Origin of the sequence: Bacillus sp. ME78 (genome assembly GCF_903970865.1) — a bacterium.
GTDB classification, from domain to species: domain Bacteria; phylum Bacillota; class Bacilli; order Bacillales; family Bacillaceae_G; genus Bacillus_A; species Bacillus_A cereus.
This window is the reverse complement of the sequence record NZ_CAJCKK010000031.1, coordinates 40,850-56,119: the sequence shown is the minus strand read 5'-3', so window position 1 is coordinate 56,119 and position 15,270 is coordinate 40,850. Positions and strand designations below refer to the sequence as shown.

Here is a 15,270-nt window from a genome sequence, read left to right as displayed (position 1 = left end):
CCACCTAATTTCTTTGCTTTCGCTGAATTTTGAGCTGGGGGGCTTACTGCCCATTAAAGCGGGATAAATTTTATATAAAAACAAAATGTTATTCATTACCCAATAACCACTTATTGTTTTTCGATAAATTTTTATTGATTATTACCTTGTAATAAGCTATTATATCTTTACAGAAAATAATAATGTAAGGATTGAATTTATGGACAGGACATTAAAAATCACAAAGTTAAATATGTTTTTAAGGATTTTTCTCATCCCGATTATAGTAGGGATAATTGTTGGTATACTAACTAAATTTGGACAAAGTATACTTCCTGGACATTGGAATTCATTAGCTAATCTAGGAAGCGTTTGGTTAGTTCCATCCTTTTTTGTGGCTAGCTTTAGTTATTCTAAGCGTTCAGCTATACTTTCTGGTATCCTTGCACTACTCGGTATGGTATTAGGCTACTATGGTTATGCAATAGTTATTAAAAATGTAGCTCACTCTATTTATTTTATATCTGTATGGATTGTATGTGCATGTATAGGAGGAACTATCTTTGGAATTGCAGGTTTTCTATGGAAAGATACTACAAATCCACTTCATAAATTCGGAAGCGCACTTTTAAGTGGAGTTTTTGTAACGGATGGACTTCACATTCTTTTAAATTTTGAACACTATAGTCACATGTTACCTGTTGGATATACCGAAGTCATAGTCGGGATTATCTTGATTCTTGTATTAGAACGCTCTAATGCTAATCGAATTTCTTCTTTCTTAATGATGGTTCCTATCACTATTTTAGGATTAATTGGATATAAATTATTAAGTTTGTTTACTTAATTAAAATTCATGAAGCTAGCTCTTTCAAAGGGCGAGCTTTTTTCTTACAAAAAACTATTTAAATATTAATAAATTATTAAAAACCTCTCATTTAACAGCCTTATTTATTATTGTGTCATTACACATACTTACACGACCTTTTATTAGAATCATACCAGTCTTTTATATCATTTTATTTAATCCATATAAAGTAAGGCTAAAAAACTTATTTCAAAAGTTCTTTAGCCTGAGTCATTTTTACACATTTAAAATTTAATACGTACAACGGTACCTTTACCAACTTCTGAATGGATTTCTACACTATGTCCTAATTGCTTCGTAATTTCATATACGAGATATAGCCCCATTCCAGTTGATTCTTTAAAATCTCTACCATTTTCTCCTGTAAAGAAAGGTTTAAACACTCTTGGTAAATCTTGCTTCGGTATTCCTACACCATTATCAGCAATTTCAAGTATAACATTATTACCTTCCTTACAAGCTTTCACTTTAATCTTCTCTCTACTACCAGATGAATATTTAATCGCATTCGATAGTATTTGTCCGATTAAAAATTGTAACCATTTCACATCACTTTCTACAGTAATATCCTTATCAATTTCAAGCTCTGGATATACAAAATTCCGGATAAAGAATCGTTTATGTTCATGTACCGAATCATTCACTATTTTATGTAGTTGTACTCTTTCTACATAAAAGTCTTGTGTAAACGCTTCTAAACGTGCGACATACAGAGCCATTTCTAATCCCTTTTTTAATCGATCAGTTTCCTCATTTATACTTTCAAAACGTGAATCTACTTCATCCTGTGTAATTAATTCTATTACAGATAAAGGTGTTTTCATTTGATGGATCCACTGATTCATAAAGGTTAAATGGTCATTATTTTTTCTCTCTTGCATTTGCAGCTGATTTTGATAATGTCTATATTGCACCTCAAGTAATTCTTGAAGAGCAGCCGATACAGCTGCAAAATCAGATTTTTGAACAGATTCATCCAAAGATTGCATGGGGTTTGCTAAGCGCTCATAAAAAGAACGATGTGTAAAATAACGAAACATTAAATAACTTCCCATAAAGAAAACACCTAGAAACATTGCATATAACGCCGTTGTAATATGATTATGCCCATCAAACCAATATACGAGAAATATAGCTAGTAGTTGAATTATGGTAAAGCAAATAAGTGGTATATGATCACGTATAAACAACCTTATCATTTTTCTATACCATTATCCCAAGTAATATGAAATCTATATCCAACACTACGAATTGTTTCAATCGCACCTTCTATATGCAACATTTGTAACTTTTTACGCACACGTGTTGTATTTACACTTAATGTATTATCATCAACATAAGATTCACTATCCCATAATTTATTAAGTAACACTTCTCTACTCACAACACGCGGATAATTTTTCATTAATGTCTCTAATAAAATAGCTTCGTTTCTCGTTATATCAATCTCGTCATTTCTAAGTTTCAATACAAGTCTTTCAGGATATAAACAAAGGCCATGTTGCTCAATCATTCGCTCTTCTAGTTTCGGTGCATAATCTCCATATGCACGTCTTAAATGACTACGAATTTTCGCCACTACAACTTCATAATGAAAAGGCTTCGGAATAAAATCATCGCCACCGTTTTCTAACGCCATAACTTGATCCATCGTGCCTTCACGGGCCGAAATGAATAGTATCGGACATGTTGAAACTCCGCGAATTTGACGACACCAAAAGTACCCATCAAAACTCGGTAAATTAATATCTAATAAAACTAACTCTGGTTGTTCTTCTAAAAAAATGTTTAATACATTTTGAAAGTCCGATACAATAACTCCTTGATAACCATATTTCGCAACATGTGTCGATAATAGTTCTGCAATTTTCATATCGTCTTCTACAATCATAATTTTGACCATTATTGAACTCCTTTTTAATCCGCAATCTCAAATATACTTATATAGAATAAATACTACCTCTTTTCACAAAATCCGTAAATTAAAAAAGGATGCTTTTATACAAAAGTATCCTTTTTCGTCCCTTATCTATTTAATATGAAATTTACTAAAAATAAATCCTAGTTTCTCCACATAATCCATTCCTAGTTCCATACGCGCTGTTTTCAGCGGATCCACAACTTGGCAAACTTTTAAATTACCTGCTGCCGATAATAAAAGCGTTGCATCAGCTTTAGACATTGCTAATTCTTCATGTAAAAATGTCACCATATTACGTACAGCACGATTTGCTGCATCATCTAACAATTTCTCTGAAGCAATCGTCATCATTTTTTCTTTTTGAATAGCCATTGGTAATGGCCATTGTTTTCCTTTTATAATTTGAACTGTTACCGTTACCTCACCAGCAACCTCTACACCACTAACACCAATTTCACCATCACCCATTGCTGCGTGTAAATCACCTAATGCTAATAGTGCTCCTGGGACATTAACTGGTAGTAGTAATGTTGTTCCTTCTTTAATTTCTTTACAGTCCATATTCCCGCCGTGATCATGGGGTGTGCCACATGAAATGCTCTCTTCTTTCGGTGCAGTACCAATTACCCCAATCATTGGATTAATCGGGATTTGTAGTTCACTTGAAAACAAAACATATTCATTATGTATTGGGACAATTTTCACTGTATTTTCATTTAACTCATCACCCATTACACCAAGGTTTGCACCTGTAGTTAAAACGCCCTGCTCTGCAATTTCAATTTTTTCAATCGTTACGACTAATATATCGCCAGGTTCTGCTCCTTTAACATATACAGGTCCAGTCGCTGGATTAATTCGGTTCCAATCTAATTCTTGAAACACAACATCTTCAGAATCGATTTGATTTTCAAAGCAATCATATGTTTCAAATACAAGACTGCTCCCAATTTCTACTTCCATACACGGCTTATTTTCTGGTGACATTGAATAAATGATATGGTCTTTATGAATTCGATACATAATACCTCTCCCTTTTATATTTATCTACTATTACTAATTAGCTTTTTTTATACAAGCTCCTCTTAAAATTAAATGTTATTTTTATGTAAAAAAGCACGCAGATTGTTTTATAACATACACTCTTTACTATAACAGAAAGGTGGTATCACTATGCCCCTTATTCCATACAACGAAAGTGATGTTGATTTACTAGCTCGATTAATTCGTGCTGAAGCTGAAGGCGAAGGTCGCCAAGGTGAGGAGTTAGTTGGATGCGTTGTAGTAAACCGTGTATTTTGTGATTGCTTAGATTTTAAACAACTCCGTACCGTACGAGACGCTGTATATCAAAGCCCCGGCGGATTTGAAGCAGTACAATATGGATATTTTTATCAACGCGCTCGTGAATCAGAAAAAGAAATCGCACGAAAAGTTTTACAAGGTCAATGGCGCTGGCCTGCACGATGGGCTCTTTGGTATTTCCGTCCAGTTGGAGCTTGTCCGCCTGAATGGTATAATCAGCCATTTGTAGGACAGTTTAAAAGCCATTGTTTTTATGAACCAAGTGGTGATGAATGTCCGAAAATGTATTCACGATAGTAAAATTTGCAACGCAAGTACTTAGAAATTTTGGTACTTACGTTGCTTTTAACTGTGTTTTAGAAATCTAATAGTGTGATGAATTTTTCTATGCCTACTACATGTATTAATAATGGTATACGAGGACCATTTGATTGATTCATAATGAGCTTATATATAATAGTGAATAATTGTTTTTGATTTTCTTTCATTATTTTTTTATTTTCATGATGACAAATCGCATATAATTGCTCCATTAAGTTAGAGTAACCTTTAATAGAACGAAGTATTTTACAAACTTCTACTAGCCATTCTTTCTGCCTTTCATCTAATGTGTAGTAAAACTCTGCATTTTTCTCCTCATTTACCGCGATTAATTTTTCAGATTGAAAGTTTCTTATCCAATACTCTGCGCGATTACTTATCGCTCTCATTTCATCTAATGCATAGCTCTTATCTATTTTCTTTAATATCTCCTGTAAAATAGTTGAATCAAAATTTAATAATGGTAACGTTCCTGCTACTTGATTAAATTTCGGATATTCTTTAAACTCACTATCAACTCTAGAGATTTTAATTGGATCAAATAAATCTTCATTTTTGAGCGTTTTATTTTCATAACTATCTTTCAATCGCTCATACTCTGTATAATTACGAATCACATCTTCATCCAACCCAATATGAAAAGCAGCGCCTGGTTTGTATTTTGCAAACATAAAGAGAATTACTTCTGGTATATACACTTTCAATAAATTGCTTGGTGTAATACTATTCCCTGAAGAACTAGACATTTTTTCATGATTCCCTTTAATACCAATAAAATCGTAAGAAACGTAATGAGGCGCTTCTCGATTGAATATTTTCCTTGCAATTTCTTTTGATACATTATAACTACCCGTTTCTGATGTATGATTTCTACCGCCCGGTTCAAAAATAACATCCTCTATCATCCATCTCATCGGCCAATCGATTTTCCAGTTTAGTTTCATTTTATTTGTATTTAATACGGATAACTCTTTTTCATTTCCGCATTCACATTCATACCGGACTGTTTTTAATACTTCATCAAAATGTGTAATAATTGTTGTATCTTTTCCGCATCTCTCACAATATAATGTAGCTGGATAAAAGCTCTCTCGCTCTTCTTCACTACACTCTCCAGTTTTAAAACCCATTAAAATATCATATATTTCTTTTCGTTTATACAAGGCCTCTAATATATTTTCGTTATACCTTCCGCTTCTATATTCATCATGTTGATAAATAAATTCTACTTCAATTCCAAATGCTTGAAGCGATTTTTCAAACTCTTTTTCAAAATGCTCCGCATACGAGTTATGACATCCATACGGATCTCGAATATCACAGTATGGCATACCAATATACTTTGCAAAAGATGGATCAATATTTTTTGGAACTTTTCTAAACCTATCATAATCATCCCACGAAAATATAAAACAAGTCTTTTTCCCTAAATCTTGAAGTGCTCTTACTACGAAATAAGTCGTTACGATTTCACGAAAGTTCCCAATATGAACAGAACCTGACGGACTAATTCCAGATGCACAAACAAACATTTCTTTATTTGGATGTTTCCTAATTAATTCATGTGCTACTTCATACGCCCAATGCATATATTACTCACCTCAATTATTTTTTGTTTCTCATTTCCAGTTTTATGTAACAAAAAAACTCCCACCCCCAAGATTATTCATCTTGAGGACGAGAGTTGTTAGCTTCGCGGTACCACCTCAGTTTGTTAATATGTCACCATATTAACCTCTTCAGGTACGGCAAAATATGCTTATACCCTATCTCTATAACGGGAGAACCCGTCGCACCATCCCTAAATAAATTAGTTCCTTGCGCAGCTCCAAGTCTTTTTTCATTAAGATGTATACCGCTCTTTCTCAGCTACCAGAGCTCTCTGTACGTATTCTTTCTTAACTACTCTTCTCTTCTATGCCTTAAATATTAGTTTTTTAATATGATAATTTATAACACTTTTATTGTCAAACTTTTCCGAATCGAAATCGTAAAATTATCTAAAAAAATTCTTTATCGCTTCTAATTGAATTTTGTGGCTACACTCATCACAACAATATGCCCCTTTTGGTTTCTCTTTAAATCGCTTATATTTTTCACTACCTTCGTAAACACGAAATATATTCTTACAAGAAAAGCAAACAATCTCATAAAACATCATATGCATTTTCCTCTCCGTGTTTATAAACCTTTTAATCACTTGAGAAGATTAGTTTTCTAGAGCACAAATCATAATATCCTCTGACTAAAAGGTTTACCTCTATTCTTATCGAATTATATTAATATCTTATAACGCGAGGTGAACATCTTGTTCAGTAATATAGACTTAGTTTTAAATGTTAAAGCAAGTTTAGCTGAAGGACCATGTTGGAATGAAAAAAAGCAACTTTTATATTGGGTTGATATTATGGAGAAAAAATTATGCATATATAATCCTACTACCAATACGAACCGAGTAATCGCGCTCAATCAACAAATTGGCTGTGTTGTTCCATATTTAGAGGACATATTACTCTTAGCTATGGAAAACGGCTTTTATTCTATTAATGTAAATACAGAAAAACTGACACATATTTTTGACCCCGAACCTCATTTAATAGAAAATTGTTTTAATGATGGAAAATGTGATCCAGCTGGTCGTTTCTGGGCAGGTACTACAGATACATACGGTATGAATGCTGCAGGTTCCTTATATTGTTTACATAATAATTTGAGTGTAGAGAAAAAAGTTTCACATGTAAATACTTCAAACGGAATCGCTTGGTCACCTGATCATACATACCTTTACTTTATAGATACACCTACTAAAAAAGTGGTTCGCTATCAATATAATATACGTACTGGAGACATTCATAATCCAAGTGATGTAATCATTTTCTCTGAAAATGATGGTCTACCTGATGGTATGACAATTGACGAAGAAGGTTGTTTATGGATTGCACATTGGGGAGGTTCAAAAATAACTAGATGGAATCCCTCTACTGGAGAACAAATATTAAGTATTCCAATTCCTGCGTTATATGTAACATCATGTACATTTGGTGGACCTAACTTAACTGATTTATATGTTACAACAGCCAGAACAAGAATGACGGATGACGAATTAAAAGAGTATCCACATGCTGGTGGTATTTTTCGAATTCAAACAAATGTTAAAGGCTGCCCCACCTATTCATTTTGTAATAAAAATATTGGAGCTGAAACAATGTGAACCGTATCGATTACATAAGACAAGAAGAAAAGAACTATCACGATCTTTGCTATGAACAATATAAACTATTTGAAACTGGATCTTGGCTTCACAAGCCGGTTAAAACAGTTATAGATTTAATGGACTACTTTGAAGAGAAAAACAAATTACAAGTGCTTGACCTTGGCTCTGGCGTCGGTAGAAATAGCATTCCAATTGCACAAAAGATTAAAAATGCTAGCGGAACTGTTACATGTGTTGATTTACTTAATTCCGCTTTAACAAAGCTACAAATTTATAGCAAAGAACATGACGTATTCGAGGTTATAAAAACAGAAGAAGCAGCAATTGAAAACTATTATATTGACTCTAACGCTTATGATTATATCGTTGCAGTATCAAGTTTAGAACATGTCAGATCAGAAGAAGATTTTAAAAATGTACTCCACTCTATGAAAAGAGGTACAAAAAACGGCGGTATTAATTGTTTAATTATTAACTCTAACATACAAGAAATTGATTCAATAACGAATGAAGAATTAGAAGCTTTAATTGAAATTAATCTTTCAACCGAAGAAATGATAAGTACTTTAAAAAGCATTTATAAAGAATGGAAAGAACTAAAAGTTGAAATAAAAGAATTAGCTTATGATATTGTTCGAAATGAAAGACACATTCAATTAAAAACAAATGCCATTACATTTGTCATTCAGAAATAATACTATAAAAAGTAAGGATATTTCCTCATATATTCATAGGAATACCCTTACCTTTTATTTTCATAAAATTATTTTGTTATTAGTTTTCGCATCATTTAAAATATAATTTTCATTCGACATACTACTCAGCTATTAATTGAATTCATTAACTGGAAGAAATATTCTGCTTCATGAGTCTCATTCAATTTATACCATGAATGAAGTGTATCCGGCGCAAATACATCTAATTTTTTCAGTACTTCCATGGCAAATTCTAGAGGCGCTACACCCGATGCAGTAATAAGGTTTCTACTAGACGCTACAGGTCCCACTTCATAAAAATTTTCTCCTTTATAAGTAGGACAAACCATTTTCATATACTCTAAACTATTACTTGTGTGATTTATAGAATCCAAGTAACCGTAATTTGCAAGACCTATAGTTGCACCGCAAATTGCTGCTACAATTGTACCAAGTTTTAAAGCTTCATCAACTTTTCTCAAAATAGGTTTATGTATTTCTTCACTCCAATTATTCCCTCCAGGTAAAATTAATAAATCGTTATTCTCAAGGATACATTCATCTAGGGTAATATCCGGCTTTATATTCAAGCCCCCCATTGAAATAATCGTTTCTTTATTTATTCCAACTGTTACTACTTTAAAAGGCGCTACATCTTTTTTGAAATATCTCCCTGTATTAAGTTCAGCAATTAAATGTCCGTATTCCCAATCAGACATCGTGTCAAATACATATAGATAGGCTTTTCTTGTTTGCATTCAATAACACTCCATTCATATACTACAGTTTTAATTACAAAAATTTCTCTTTTCAGTTTAACATTTTATTCAATATTTATGGTTTAAAATCCCAAATAAAAGAGCACTTGTTTCCGCAAGTGCTCTTTTGGGGATTTTGAGATACCCTATTAACGAAAGTTAAGGTTACTTAAAGTTAAAAGGTATTTATATTATATGCTTGTCCTTTTTATTTGTGCATAATCAATATATAAACATCTTTAATCATTCTTAATAACTTTTAGTTATCGTTCTTTCTTACATTTTATCATTAAGAAATTGATTGAAGGTTTATTTGCCATGTTCTTATTTGGTTCATCAATTTCCGAAACTTTTACTAATCTATATTGATTAAAATCTTTTTTTATAGATTCAGAATCATAAAAGAACATTTTTACACCTTCCATTATCTCATAATAATCTTTATCCAACTGTTTTCCTTTTCCGTACATGGGAGCTTTTTTAGAAACAGTTGTAAAAACCATATATCCGCCTGGTTTTAACTGATTATAACAATCTTCAATAAATTTCTCTCTTTCCTGTTCATTCAACAAATGAAGAAGTGCATGACTAAATATCCCATCATACAGTTTATTATCAAAAGGCATTTCGTTTACTGAACCGTGATACATACTAACATCTTCTAGTCCGTTTTCTCTTGCTAAATCGATCGCTGTTTTCGAAATTTCAATACCTGTTACATTTATACCATTATCGATAAAAACCTTTGCATTTCTTCCATATCCAATACCCGGAACTAATATATTCTTAACGTTCTTTTCAAGAAAAAAATCTTTTGTCAAAATTGCAGATTCTGTAGGTTCAAATCCCCACATCGTTTGTTTTTCGATAAAACTTGATTCCCAAAATTCCATTATGTATCTATCTCCTTATTTTCAATCCATTTTTAGTATCACATTAAAAACTTATAAATTTTAACGCTGCGTCTACCTATGCCAAATTAGTTTTTTACCACATTCACTATAAGTCCATTGAATATAGCACAATTATAAGCCTATATCTATTATAATGATTGGTTTAAAATCCACCCTATTTTATTAATCCTTACGTTTGTAGAAAAATAAAAAAGCCAATACTTCCGTTATAGTATTGGCTTTTTCTCACGAGAAATTATCTTTTTATATTGTACCGATCTAATACTTTTTCTAACATTTCTAAAGTTATTGGTTGTGCTTCTTTTATTAATTGATAACCAATACGACCATTCGGTTCCGCTGTAACTTGCTGTAAACTCTTTACGTCATGAATCCCTTTTTCTCTTAATTGCATATAAAGTTGTTGTTCCGACATTTTTGCCTGCATCAAATTCTCTTTTACAATCTCTCCGTTTTCAACAATTATAATGCTACTTCCATTTAAAAATTGTTCCACCTTCCTTGATTTCAATTCAAAGAAATGAATGATAAGTAATATGCTTGCAAATATGATAGCCGCAAATATAGATGGGACTACTTTTCTACTTAATACAGGTTCTACAATAATACGGCCAATTGATACAACTATAATGATTTCAGCTCTTGTCATTTGGCTCACAGATGTACTACCTGTCATTTTCAAAACAATTATTCCAGTAAAAGTTAATATAATACTTTCCAAAATTATATTCATAACTACCCAATCCTTTAATGGTGTATTTTACTATCATTCCCATCAAAGGTGTGTTTTACTTACCTATTAAGTTGTTAAATCCTTCAGACCATGATGGAAATAAAGGTGTCCATCCATACTCTTTACGTGCCTTATTATTGGAAGCTCCTCTTTCCCAACTATTTTTCCCATCTTGAACTTTAGGCTTAGGTGCCCCTATCGCTGCTGCATATATTGGTAACCATTCTTTACTAGTTGCTGGATAATTATCTACAATATTTACGATTCCTGAAGGCCAATTAAGGGCTAGCATAGTAGCTCTTGCAGCATCTTCAACATGTATAAACGAGCTTATCCCGTCTGATGCGATAATTTCATTATTACGAACTTGATTTGCTATTAATCCGTTTTCCGCATACCATGTTCCTGGTCCGTATAATGTGCCGTAACGAAGTATAACCGATTCAGGTAACTCAGTAACAGCTTTTTCTAATTTCAATATGCCATTAACAGTGACTTGCCGAGGCATAGAAGCAGTAATATGTAGTGAGTCTTTTTCAGTCGCAAATGTATCCCCTGGTTCATACGCCCATGAAATACTTTGAGCGATTATTTTCTGTACCCCTACATTTTTAGCGGCATCGACAAGGTTACGAGTGCCTTTTGTTCTAATTTTTGCATTATCCTCAAAATTCCATGAAGACAATGACGTTAATTGATGAATAACTACATCGGGATTTGTTTCTTCTAATACAGAAAATACAGCCTTTCTATTAAATACATCAGCTATTACTGGTATGGCACCAATCTTTTTCATTGCTTCTACTTGCGAAGTATTACGGATCATCGCAAAAACTATATGCCCATTTTTTATTAACATTGGCAATAAAGAACGTCCTATTACACCAGTTGCACCTGCTACAAATATTTTCATATATGTTCCTCCTCATTTAGTAATCATAAATGTGACGAAACATTTGTAAGGTATGTGACAAATATTTGCTTATTTTTTTCGTTATTCATATGAAACATATACTTTTAATGGTTTAATTATCCCTAAACTCAATTCATCAAAGCATTCTATGAGTGAAGTATAATGTATTTCATGTTGAAAGATCTCTTCTATAAATGGTATTTTTCCTATTTCTTTAAAAAACCAATCTGCATGCTTTTGATAATCGTATCCGTCACTTGATCCAATGATTTGCAATTCTTTCTGATAAAAGTTAGCAATTAATGTTAGTTCTTCTATATTACCATCAGACAGTATACATATTTCACTATTAGTTTTAAGAGCTTTTTGCAAAGTATGGAACCCACTATTTGTAGCAGAACATTCAAAACCATAATTATATGTTTCTATTATTTTCTCTTCTGAATCATATATGTTTTTCGCACCAAAATTCTTTGCAAAATCTCTTCTATTTTTATTAGGCTCAACAACATCCACGTGCTCAACGCCTACATAGTATTTTAAGAAATAACAAGCGAGTAAACCAATAACTCCCATTCCAGTTATAAGTACTTTTTCATCCTGTCGCGGGTTTAGTTTCAATACTCCTTTAGCGGCATCACACGAAAGAATAGATAATAAAGCAACTTTAGGTTGTATAGAACTAGGCACTCGAATTACTTTATGCGCCTTAACTATCCCTATCGTTTCATGTCCATAAAAAGAAACTACTTTATCACCTACGTTTACATGTGTTACTTTATTACCAACTTCAATCACTTCACCATAACTTTCATATCCAGTTTTTCTTGGATAAAAAGGATGCGGATCTGTAACATCGGATCCATTATACTGTGGTAACTCGGCCCCAATGCTTATCGCTCCTGCGATTGTTTTAACGATAATTTCATCGTCCTGTATGTCCTTAATTTCATTTGTTTCCCACTCAAGTTGTTTAGGCCCTTTTACAATTAACTTATATTGTTCCATTTATATCCTCTCTTTTTATAAAGATGTTATAAGTAATATTGTTATCCATCTAGATTTCGACTAAATTTATTTACCTAATAGATGATAAATTACCCTTGCCCAAGTTTATACCTTTAATGCTCCTGTACATTTCTGTTCAGCGTCTAATACTTTAAAATTACTATTCTGATAACATTTTAAGAAAAGTTGTTGCCGCCCAAATGAAATACGCAAGTTGTGTCACGATATACATCGTAATTTCAAAACCTGTAAGCTTTCTTTCCCTTTTTATTTTCTTTAAATATCTATAAAAACAAAATGAACATAAAATCAGTAAAACAATAGACATTTGATATAGATTTTCCACTAAAAGAACTGCCATTTATTTCATCACCTTTCCAATAAAGTGAAACTTTAATCAGTGGGGGTTTTGTTCATCCTTCACTGATTATCAGCCCTCACGAGTCGGGATTTAACGGGATAAAAAATATATAGTTCAAGCATATCATTTTAACGGAACAAATTACCACAATTTTCAAATTGAATAAACTTCCTAAGTAAAAGAAGTCACTTTTTGGAAATGTTTCAATACAATATTATGTAATTCAATACTCACTATATAATATTAGATTAGGTTTTCTTTTACTGTACATGCTTAGGAGGAAGTTTTACATGCAATTGATTCATAACATACAAAAAACGTTTAATAACCTATGTAACTACGATACGGTCAATTTAATACACGCTATTCAATCATTAAATATTTCACTTCATAAAATATCTCCTTTTATTACTTCACCAGTTAATCTTGAATACGGAAGGAACGTTATCTATCAGTCTGAATTTGTAGAGATTTTAGTATTAAATTTCCCCAGCAAAGCAAAGACTTTTGTGCACGATCACGGAATATCTGTAGGATGTATACTAATAGTCAATGGTACGCTACAAAATATAACGTACGAAAATAATAGCGAGCGGATTGAAGAGTTTACAGAGGGAAATATTTTCACAGTAAAAAAAGATACTGTGCATAAAATGTATAACGCTACAGATTCAACAGCAATAACATTTCACGTATATTCCCCACCATTAAAAGATGTACAAATATATGAGTAGCCTTTAAAAGGAGGAAATATGCAAAATTTGAAGGATTACTATATAAAGAGCTTACAAGATGGTCGTAACGTTTGGCTCTATGGACAAAAAGTAGATGTAACTACAGACAAACATTTTGCAGGTACATTAAGTACCATTTCTAATTTATTTACATTGTTTGATGACCCCATACGAAGAGATTCTATTGGATATGTGAGCCCAAAAACGAAAGGATTTGTTCATACTGCATTTTTAGTTCCGAATTCCTATAATGAATTATTAATGAGAAGAACTGCATTTGAAACGTGGAGTTATGCTACAGACGGTGTAATGAGTAGATTATCTGATTATGCAAGATCGAGACTTACTGGCTGGTACGTATCAAGATATTTTTATAAAAAATTCGATGCACAGTTTCCAGATAAAATTACATCTTATTATGAAAAAGCGAGAGATAATCACTTGTTCTTAAGTGTAGTTCAACGTGACCCACAAATAAATCGTTCTACAGAATCAATATTGAATGCAAAAAATTTAGGGTTACTAAGAGTTACGAAGGAAACTTCTGATGGAATTTATTTAAATGGTGCAAAAATGGTAGGTACTGCTTCTCCTTATTCAAATGATTTATTAATCTATCCATTAGCAAAACTGACTGATACTCAAAAAGATTTAGCTCACTTTCTCATTGTGGCAGCCAATTCCCCTGGATTACATATGGTTTGTAGAGAACCATTTGCGAATGCAAACTCAAGTACAGTTGATTCCCCTCTTAGCTCACAGTACGATGAAATGGATGCGCTATTAATCTTTGATAATGTATTTGTACCATGGGAACGTGTCTTACTGTATAACAACCCTGAAGCATTATGGAAATTAAAGTCAGATATAGCTTCTAGTAGTTTAGCTTATCATCAAGCAATTGTACGATTAGTAGTAAAACTAGAATTTATAACTGCAATTGCTTGTGAAATTGCTGAAGCGATCGGTGCTACTACTTATTTGCATGTTCAAGAGAAGCTTGGGGAATTAATTATGCAAATCGAAACAATTCGCGCACTTTTAATTGCTGCTGAAGTTGAAGGTACTACAAATGAAACGAAAACTTATTTGCCGAATTTTAAATATATCGAAACTGCAAGGAATCTTGGTTCCAAATATTATCCCCGTGCAATAGAAATTTTACAATTAATTGGAGCAGGTGGGTTCATTCAACTTCCTTCGAGCTCAAATGACTTCCAGAGTCCTATAGCTGATTTATTGAAAAAGTACTTTAAAGGAACTAATATAGATGCCGAACAACGCACAAAATTATTTAAGTTAGCCTGGGATATCATCGGAAGCCCCTTAGGATCTAGACACGAATTGTATGAAAGATTTTATGCTGGAGATCCAATACGAAATACAGCTATGCAATATGTAAATTATGATAAAAATCACTTTAAAAAGATGATAAGTAAATATTTACATTGATGAAAAAGAGCACTCTTTGCTAAGAGTGCTCTTAAAAAATATATAATTATCCAATTACATATATAATTGCTCCGGCCACAACTGCTATTTTTCT

General features: G+C 32.5%; 17 protein-coding genes and 1 other annotated feature. Of the genes, 6 read left to right on the top strand and 11 right to left on the bottom strand.

What is annotated here, in order from left to right; translation table 11 throughout:
- Positions 1-199: 199 nt before the first annotated feature.
- The gene (locus tag H6481_RS23950) at positions 200-826 is read left to right on the top strand and encodes a DUF6518 family protein (protein ID WP_063547368.1); all 627 of its coding nucleotides are present in this window, start codon (positions 200-202) and stop codon (positions 824-826) included.
- Positions 827-1,071: 245 nt separating this feature from the next.
- On the opposite strand, the gene H6481_RS23945 is transcribed toward H6481_RS23950, so the two are convergent.
- From H6481_RS23945 to H6481_RS23935, 3 genes are all read right to left on the bottom strand, one after another.
- Positions 1,072-2,046, bottom strand: a complete 975-nt coding sequence (locus H6481_RS23945) for a sensor histidine kinase (RefSeq protein WP_063547367.1) — start codon at positions 2,044-2,046, stop codon at positions 1,072-1,074.
- Complete coding sequence (locus tag H6481_RS23940; protein WP_000238993.1) at positions 2,043-2,750, bottom strand: response regulator transcription factor; 708 nt, start codon at positions 2,748-2,750, stop codon at positions 2,043-2,045. The genes H6481_RS23945 and H6481_RS23940 overlap by 4 nt, the downstream gene beginning before the upstream one ends.
- Positions 2,751-2,876: 126 nt before the next feature.
- Complete coding sequence (locus tag H6481_RS23935; protein ID WP_098276941.1) at positions 2,877-3,791, bottom strand: acetamidase/formamidase family protein; 915 nt, start codon at positions 3,789-3,791, stop codon at positions 2,877-2,879.
- A gap of 150 nt (positions 3,792-3,941) precedes the next feature.
- On the opposite strand from H6481_RS23935, the gene H6481_RS23930 reads away from it, so the two are divergent.
- Positions 3,942-4,370: a cell wall hydrolase gene (locus H6481_RS23930; RefSeq protein ID WP_001128402.1), complete on the top strand. Its 429-nt coding sequence runs from the start codon at positions 3,942-3,944 to the stop codon at positions 4,368-4,370.
- Between the two features lie 59 nt (positions 4,371-4,429).
- Here the strand turns inward: H6481_RS23930 and lysS are convergent, their stop codons facing one another.
- Both lysS and H6481_RS23920 read right to left on the bottom strand, forming a co-directional pair.
- Positions 4,430-5,983: a lysine--tRNA ligase gene (lysS, locus tag H6481_RS23925; RefSeq protein WP_182813390.1), complete on the bottom strand. Its 1,554-nt coding sequence runs from the start codon at positions 5,981-5,983 to the stop codon at positions 4,430-4,432.
- Positions 5,984-6,064: 81 nt separating this feature from the next.
- Positions 6,065-6,321 (bottom strand) — a binding site (T-box leader).
- Positions 6,322-6,390: 69 nt separating this feature from the next.
- Positions 6,391-6,561 carry a DUF2197 domain-containing protein gene (locus tag H6481_RS23920; RefSeq protein WP_000551042.1) on the bottom strand — a complete coding sequence of 57 codons (171 nt, stop codon included), beginning with the start codon at positions 6,559-6,561 and terminating at the stop codon, positions 6,391-6,393.
- 141 nt (positions 6,562-6,702) lie between these two features.
- Here H6481_RS23920 and H6481_RS23915 point away from each other — a divergent pair, with 141 nt between their 5' ends.
- Positions 6,703-7,605, top strand: coding sequence for an SMP-30/gluconolactonase/LRE family protein (locus H6481_RS23915; protein ID WP_182813388.1), 903 nt, complete (start codon positions 6,703-6,705; stop codon positions 7,603-7,605).
- Entirely contained in the window at positions 7,602-8,303 is a 702-nt protein-coding gene (locus H6481_RS23910; protein WP_182813386.1) for a class I SAM-dependent methyltransferase, read from the top strand. Before H6481_RS23915 ends, H6481_RS23910 begins: the two co-directional genes overlap by 4 nt.
- A 125-nt stretch (positions 8,304-8,428) precedes the next feature.
- Here H6481_RS23910 and H6481_RS23905 read toward each other — a convergent pair whose 3' ends face one another.
- The 6 genes from H6481_RS23905 to H6481_RS23880 all read right to left on the bottom strand — a co-directional run bounded on the left by H6481_RS23905 (position 8,429) and on the right by H6481_RS23880 (position 12,990).
- A complete protein-coding gene (locus tag H6481_RS23905; protein ID WP_098852496.1) occupies positions 8,429-9,061 on the bottom strand; it encodes a type 1 glutamine amidotransferase family protein in 633 nt (210 codons plus the stop codon).
- A gap of 263 nt (positions 9,062-9,324) precedes the next feature.
- Complete coding sequence (locus H6481_RS23900) at positions 9,325-9,954, bottom strand: class I SAM-dependent methyltransferase (RefSeq protein ID WP_000397611.1); 630 nt, start codon at positions 9,952-9,954, stop codon at positions 9,325-9,327.
- A 256-nt stretch (positions 9,955-10,210) separates the two neighbouring features.
- Entirely contained in the window at positions 10,211-10,708 is a 498-nt protein-coding gene (locus H6481_RS23895) for a YetF domain-containing protein (RefSeq protein ID WP_001021415.1), read from the bottom strand.
- A gap of 55 nt (positions 10,709-10,763) precedes the next feature.
- Positions 10,764-11,621: an NAD(P)-dependent oxidoreductase gene (locus H6481_RS23890; RefSeq protein ID WP_182813384.1), complete on the bottom strand. Its 858-nt coding sequence runs from the start codon at positions 11,619-11,621 to the stop codon at positions 10,764-10,766.
- Between the two features lie 81 nt (positions 11,622-11,702).
- Positions 11,703-12,629 (bottom strand): alcohol dehydrogenase catalytic domain-containing protein, encoded by a 927-nt coding sequence (locus H6481_RS23885; protein ID WP_182813382.1) that lies wholly within the window; start codon positions 12,627-12,629, stop codon positions 11,703-11,705.
- A gap of 160 nt (positions 12,630-12,789) precedes the next feature.
- Positions 12,790-12,990 (bottom strand): hypothetical protein, encoded by a 201-nt coding sequence (locus H6481_RS23880; protein ID WP_000279697.1) that lies wholly within the window; start codon positions 12,988-12,990, stop codon positions 12,790-12,792.
- A gap of 290 nt (positions 12,991-13,280) precedes the next feature.
- Between H6481_RS23880 and H6481_RS23875 the strand changes: the two genes are divergently transcribed.
- Positions 13,281-13,724 (top strand): cysteine dioxygenase family protein, encoded by a 444-nt coding sequence (locus H6481_RS23875; protein ID WP_078401815.1) that lies wholly within the window; start codon positions 13,281-13,283, stop codon positions 13,722-13,724.
- 18 nt (positions 13,725-13,742) lie between these two features.
- Entirely contained in the window at positions 13,743-15,176 is a 1,434-nt protein-coding gene (locus tag H6481_RS23870; RefSeq protein WP_182813380.1) for a 4-hydroxyphenylacetate 3-hydroxylase N-terminal domain-containing protein, read from the top strand.
- Positions 15,177-15,270 lie beyond the last annotated feature (94 nt).

Coding starts and splice junctions, on each gene's coding strand:
- H6481_RS23880 (WP_000279697.1), bottom strand. CDS start 12,990: ATGGCAGTTCTTTTAGTGGAAAATCTATATCAAATGTCTATTGTTTTA.
- H6481_RS23870 (WP_182813380.1), top strand. CDS start 13,743: ATGCAAAATTTGAAGGATTACTATATAAAGAGCTTACAAGATGGTCGT.
- H6481_RS23905 (WP_098852496.1), bottom strand. CDS start 9,061: ATGCAAACAAGAAAAGCCTATCTATATGTATTTGACACGATGTCTGAT.
- lysS (WP_182813390.1), bottom strand. CDS start 5,983: ATGCATTGGGCGTATGAAGTAGCACATGAATTAATTAGGAAACATCCA.
- H6481_RS23940 (WP_000238993.1), bottom strand. CDS start 2,750: ATGGTCAAAATTATGATTGTAGAAGACGATATGAAAATTGCAGAACTA.
- H6481_RS23890 (WP_182813384.1), bottom strand. CDS start 11,621: ATGAAAATATTTGTAGCAGGTGCAACTGGTGTAATAGGACGTTCTTTA.
- H6481_RS23875 (WP_078401815.1), top strand. CDS start 13,281: ATGCAATTGATTCATAACATACAAAAAACGTTTAATAACCTATGTAAC.
- H6481_RS23945 (WP_063547367.1), bottom strand. CDS start 2,046: ATGATAAGGTTGTTTATACGTGATCATATACCACTTATTTGCTTTACC.
- H6481_RS23895 (WP_001021415.1), bottom strand. CDS start 10,708: ATGAATATAATTTTGGAAAGTATTATATTAACTTTTACTGGAATAATT.
- H6481_RS23900 (WP_000397611.1), bottom strand. CDS start 9,954: ATGGAATTTTGGGAATCAAGTTTTATCGAAAAACAAACGATGTGGGGA.
- H6481_RS23935 (WP_098276941.1), bottom strand. CDS start 3,791: ATGTATCGAATTCATAAAGACCATATCATTTATTCAATGTCACCAGAA.
- H6481_RS23950 (WP_063547368.1), top strand. CDS start 200: ATGGACAGGACATTAAAAATCACAAAGTTAAATATGTTTTTAAGGATT.
- H6481_RS23920 (WP_000551042.1), bottom strand. CDS start 6,561: ATGCATATGATGTTTTATGAGATTGTTTGCTTTTCTTGTAAGAATATA.
- H6481_RS23930 (WP_001128402.1), top strand. CDS start 3,942: ATGCCCCTTATTCCATACAACGAAAGTGATGTTGATTTACTAGCTCGA.
- H6481_RS23885 (WP_182813382.1), bottom strand. CDS start 12,629: ATGGAACAATATAAGTTAATTGTAAAAGGGCCTAAACAACTTGAGTGG.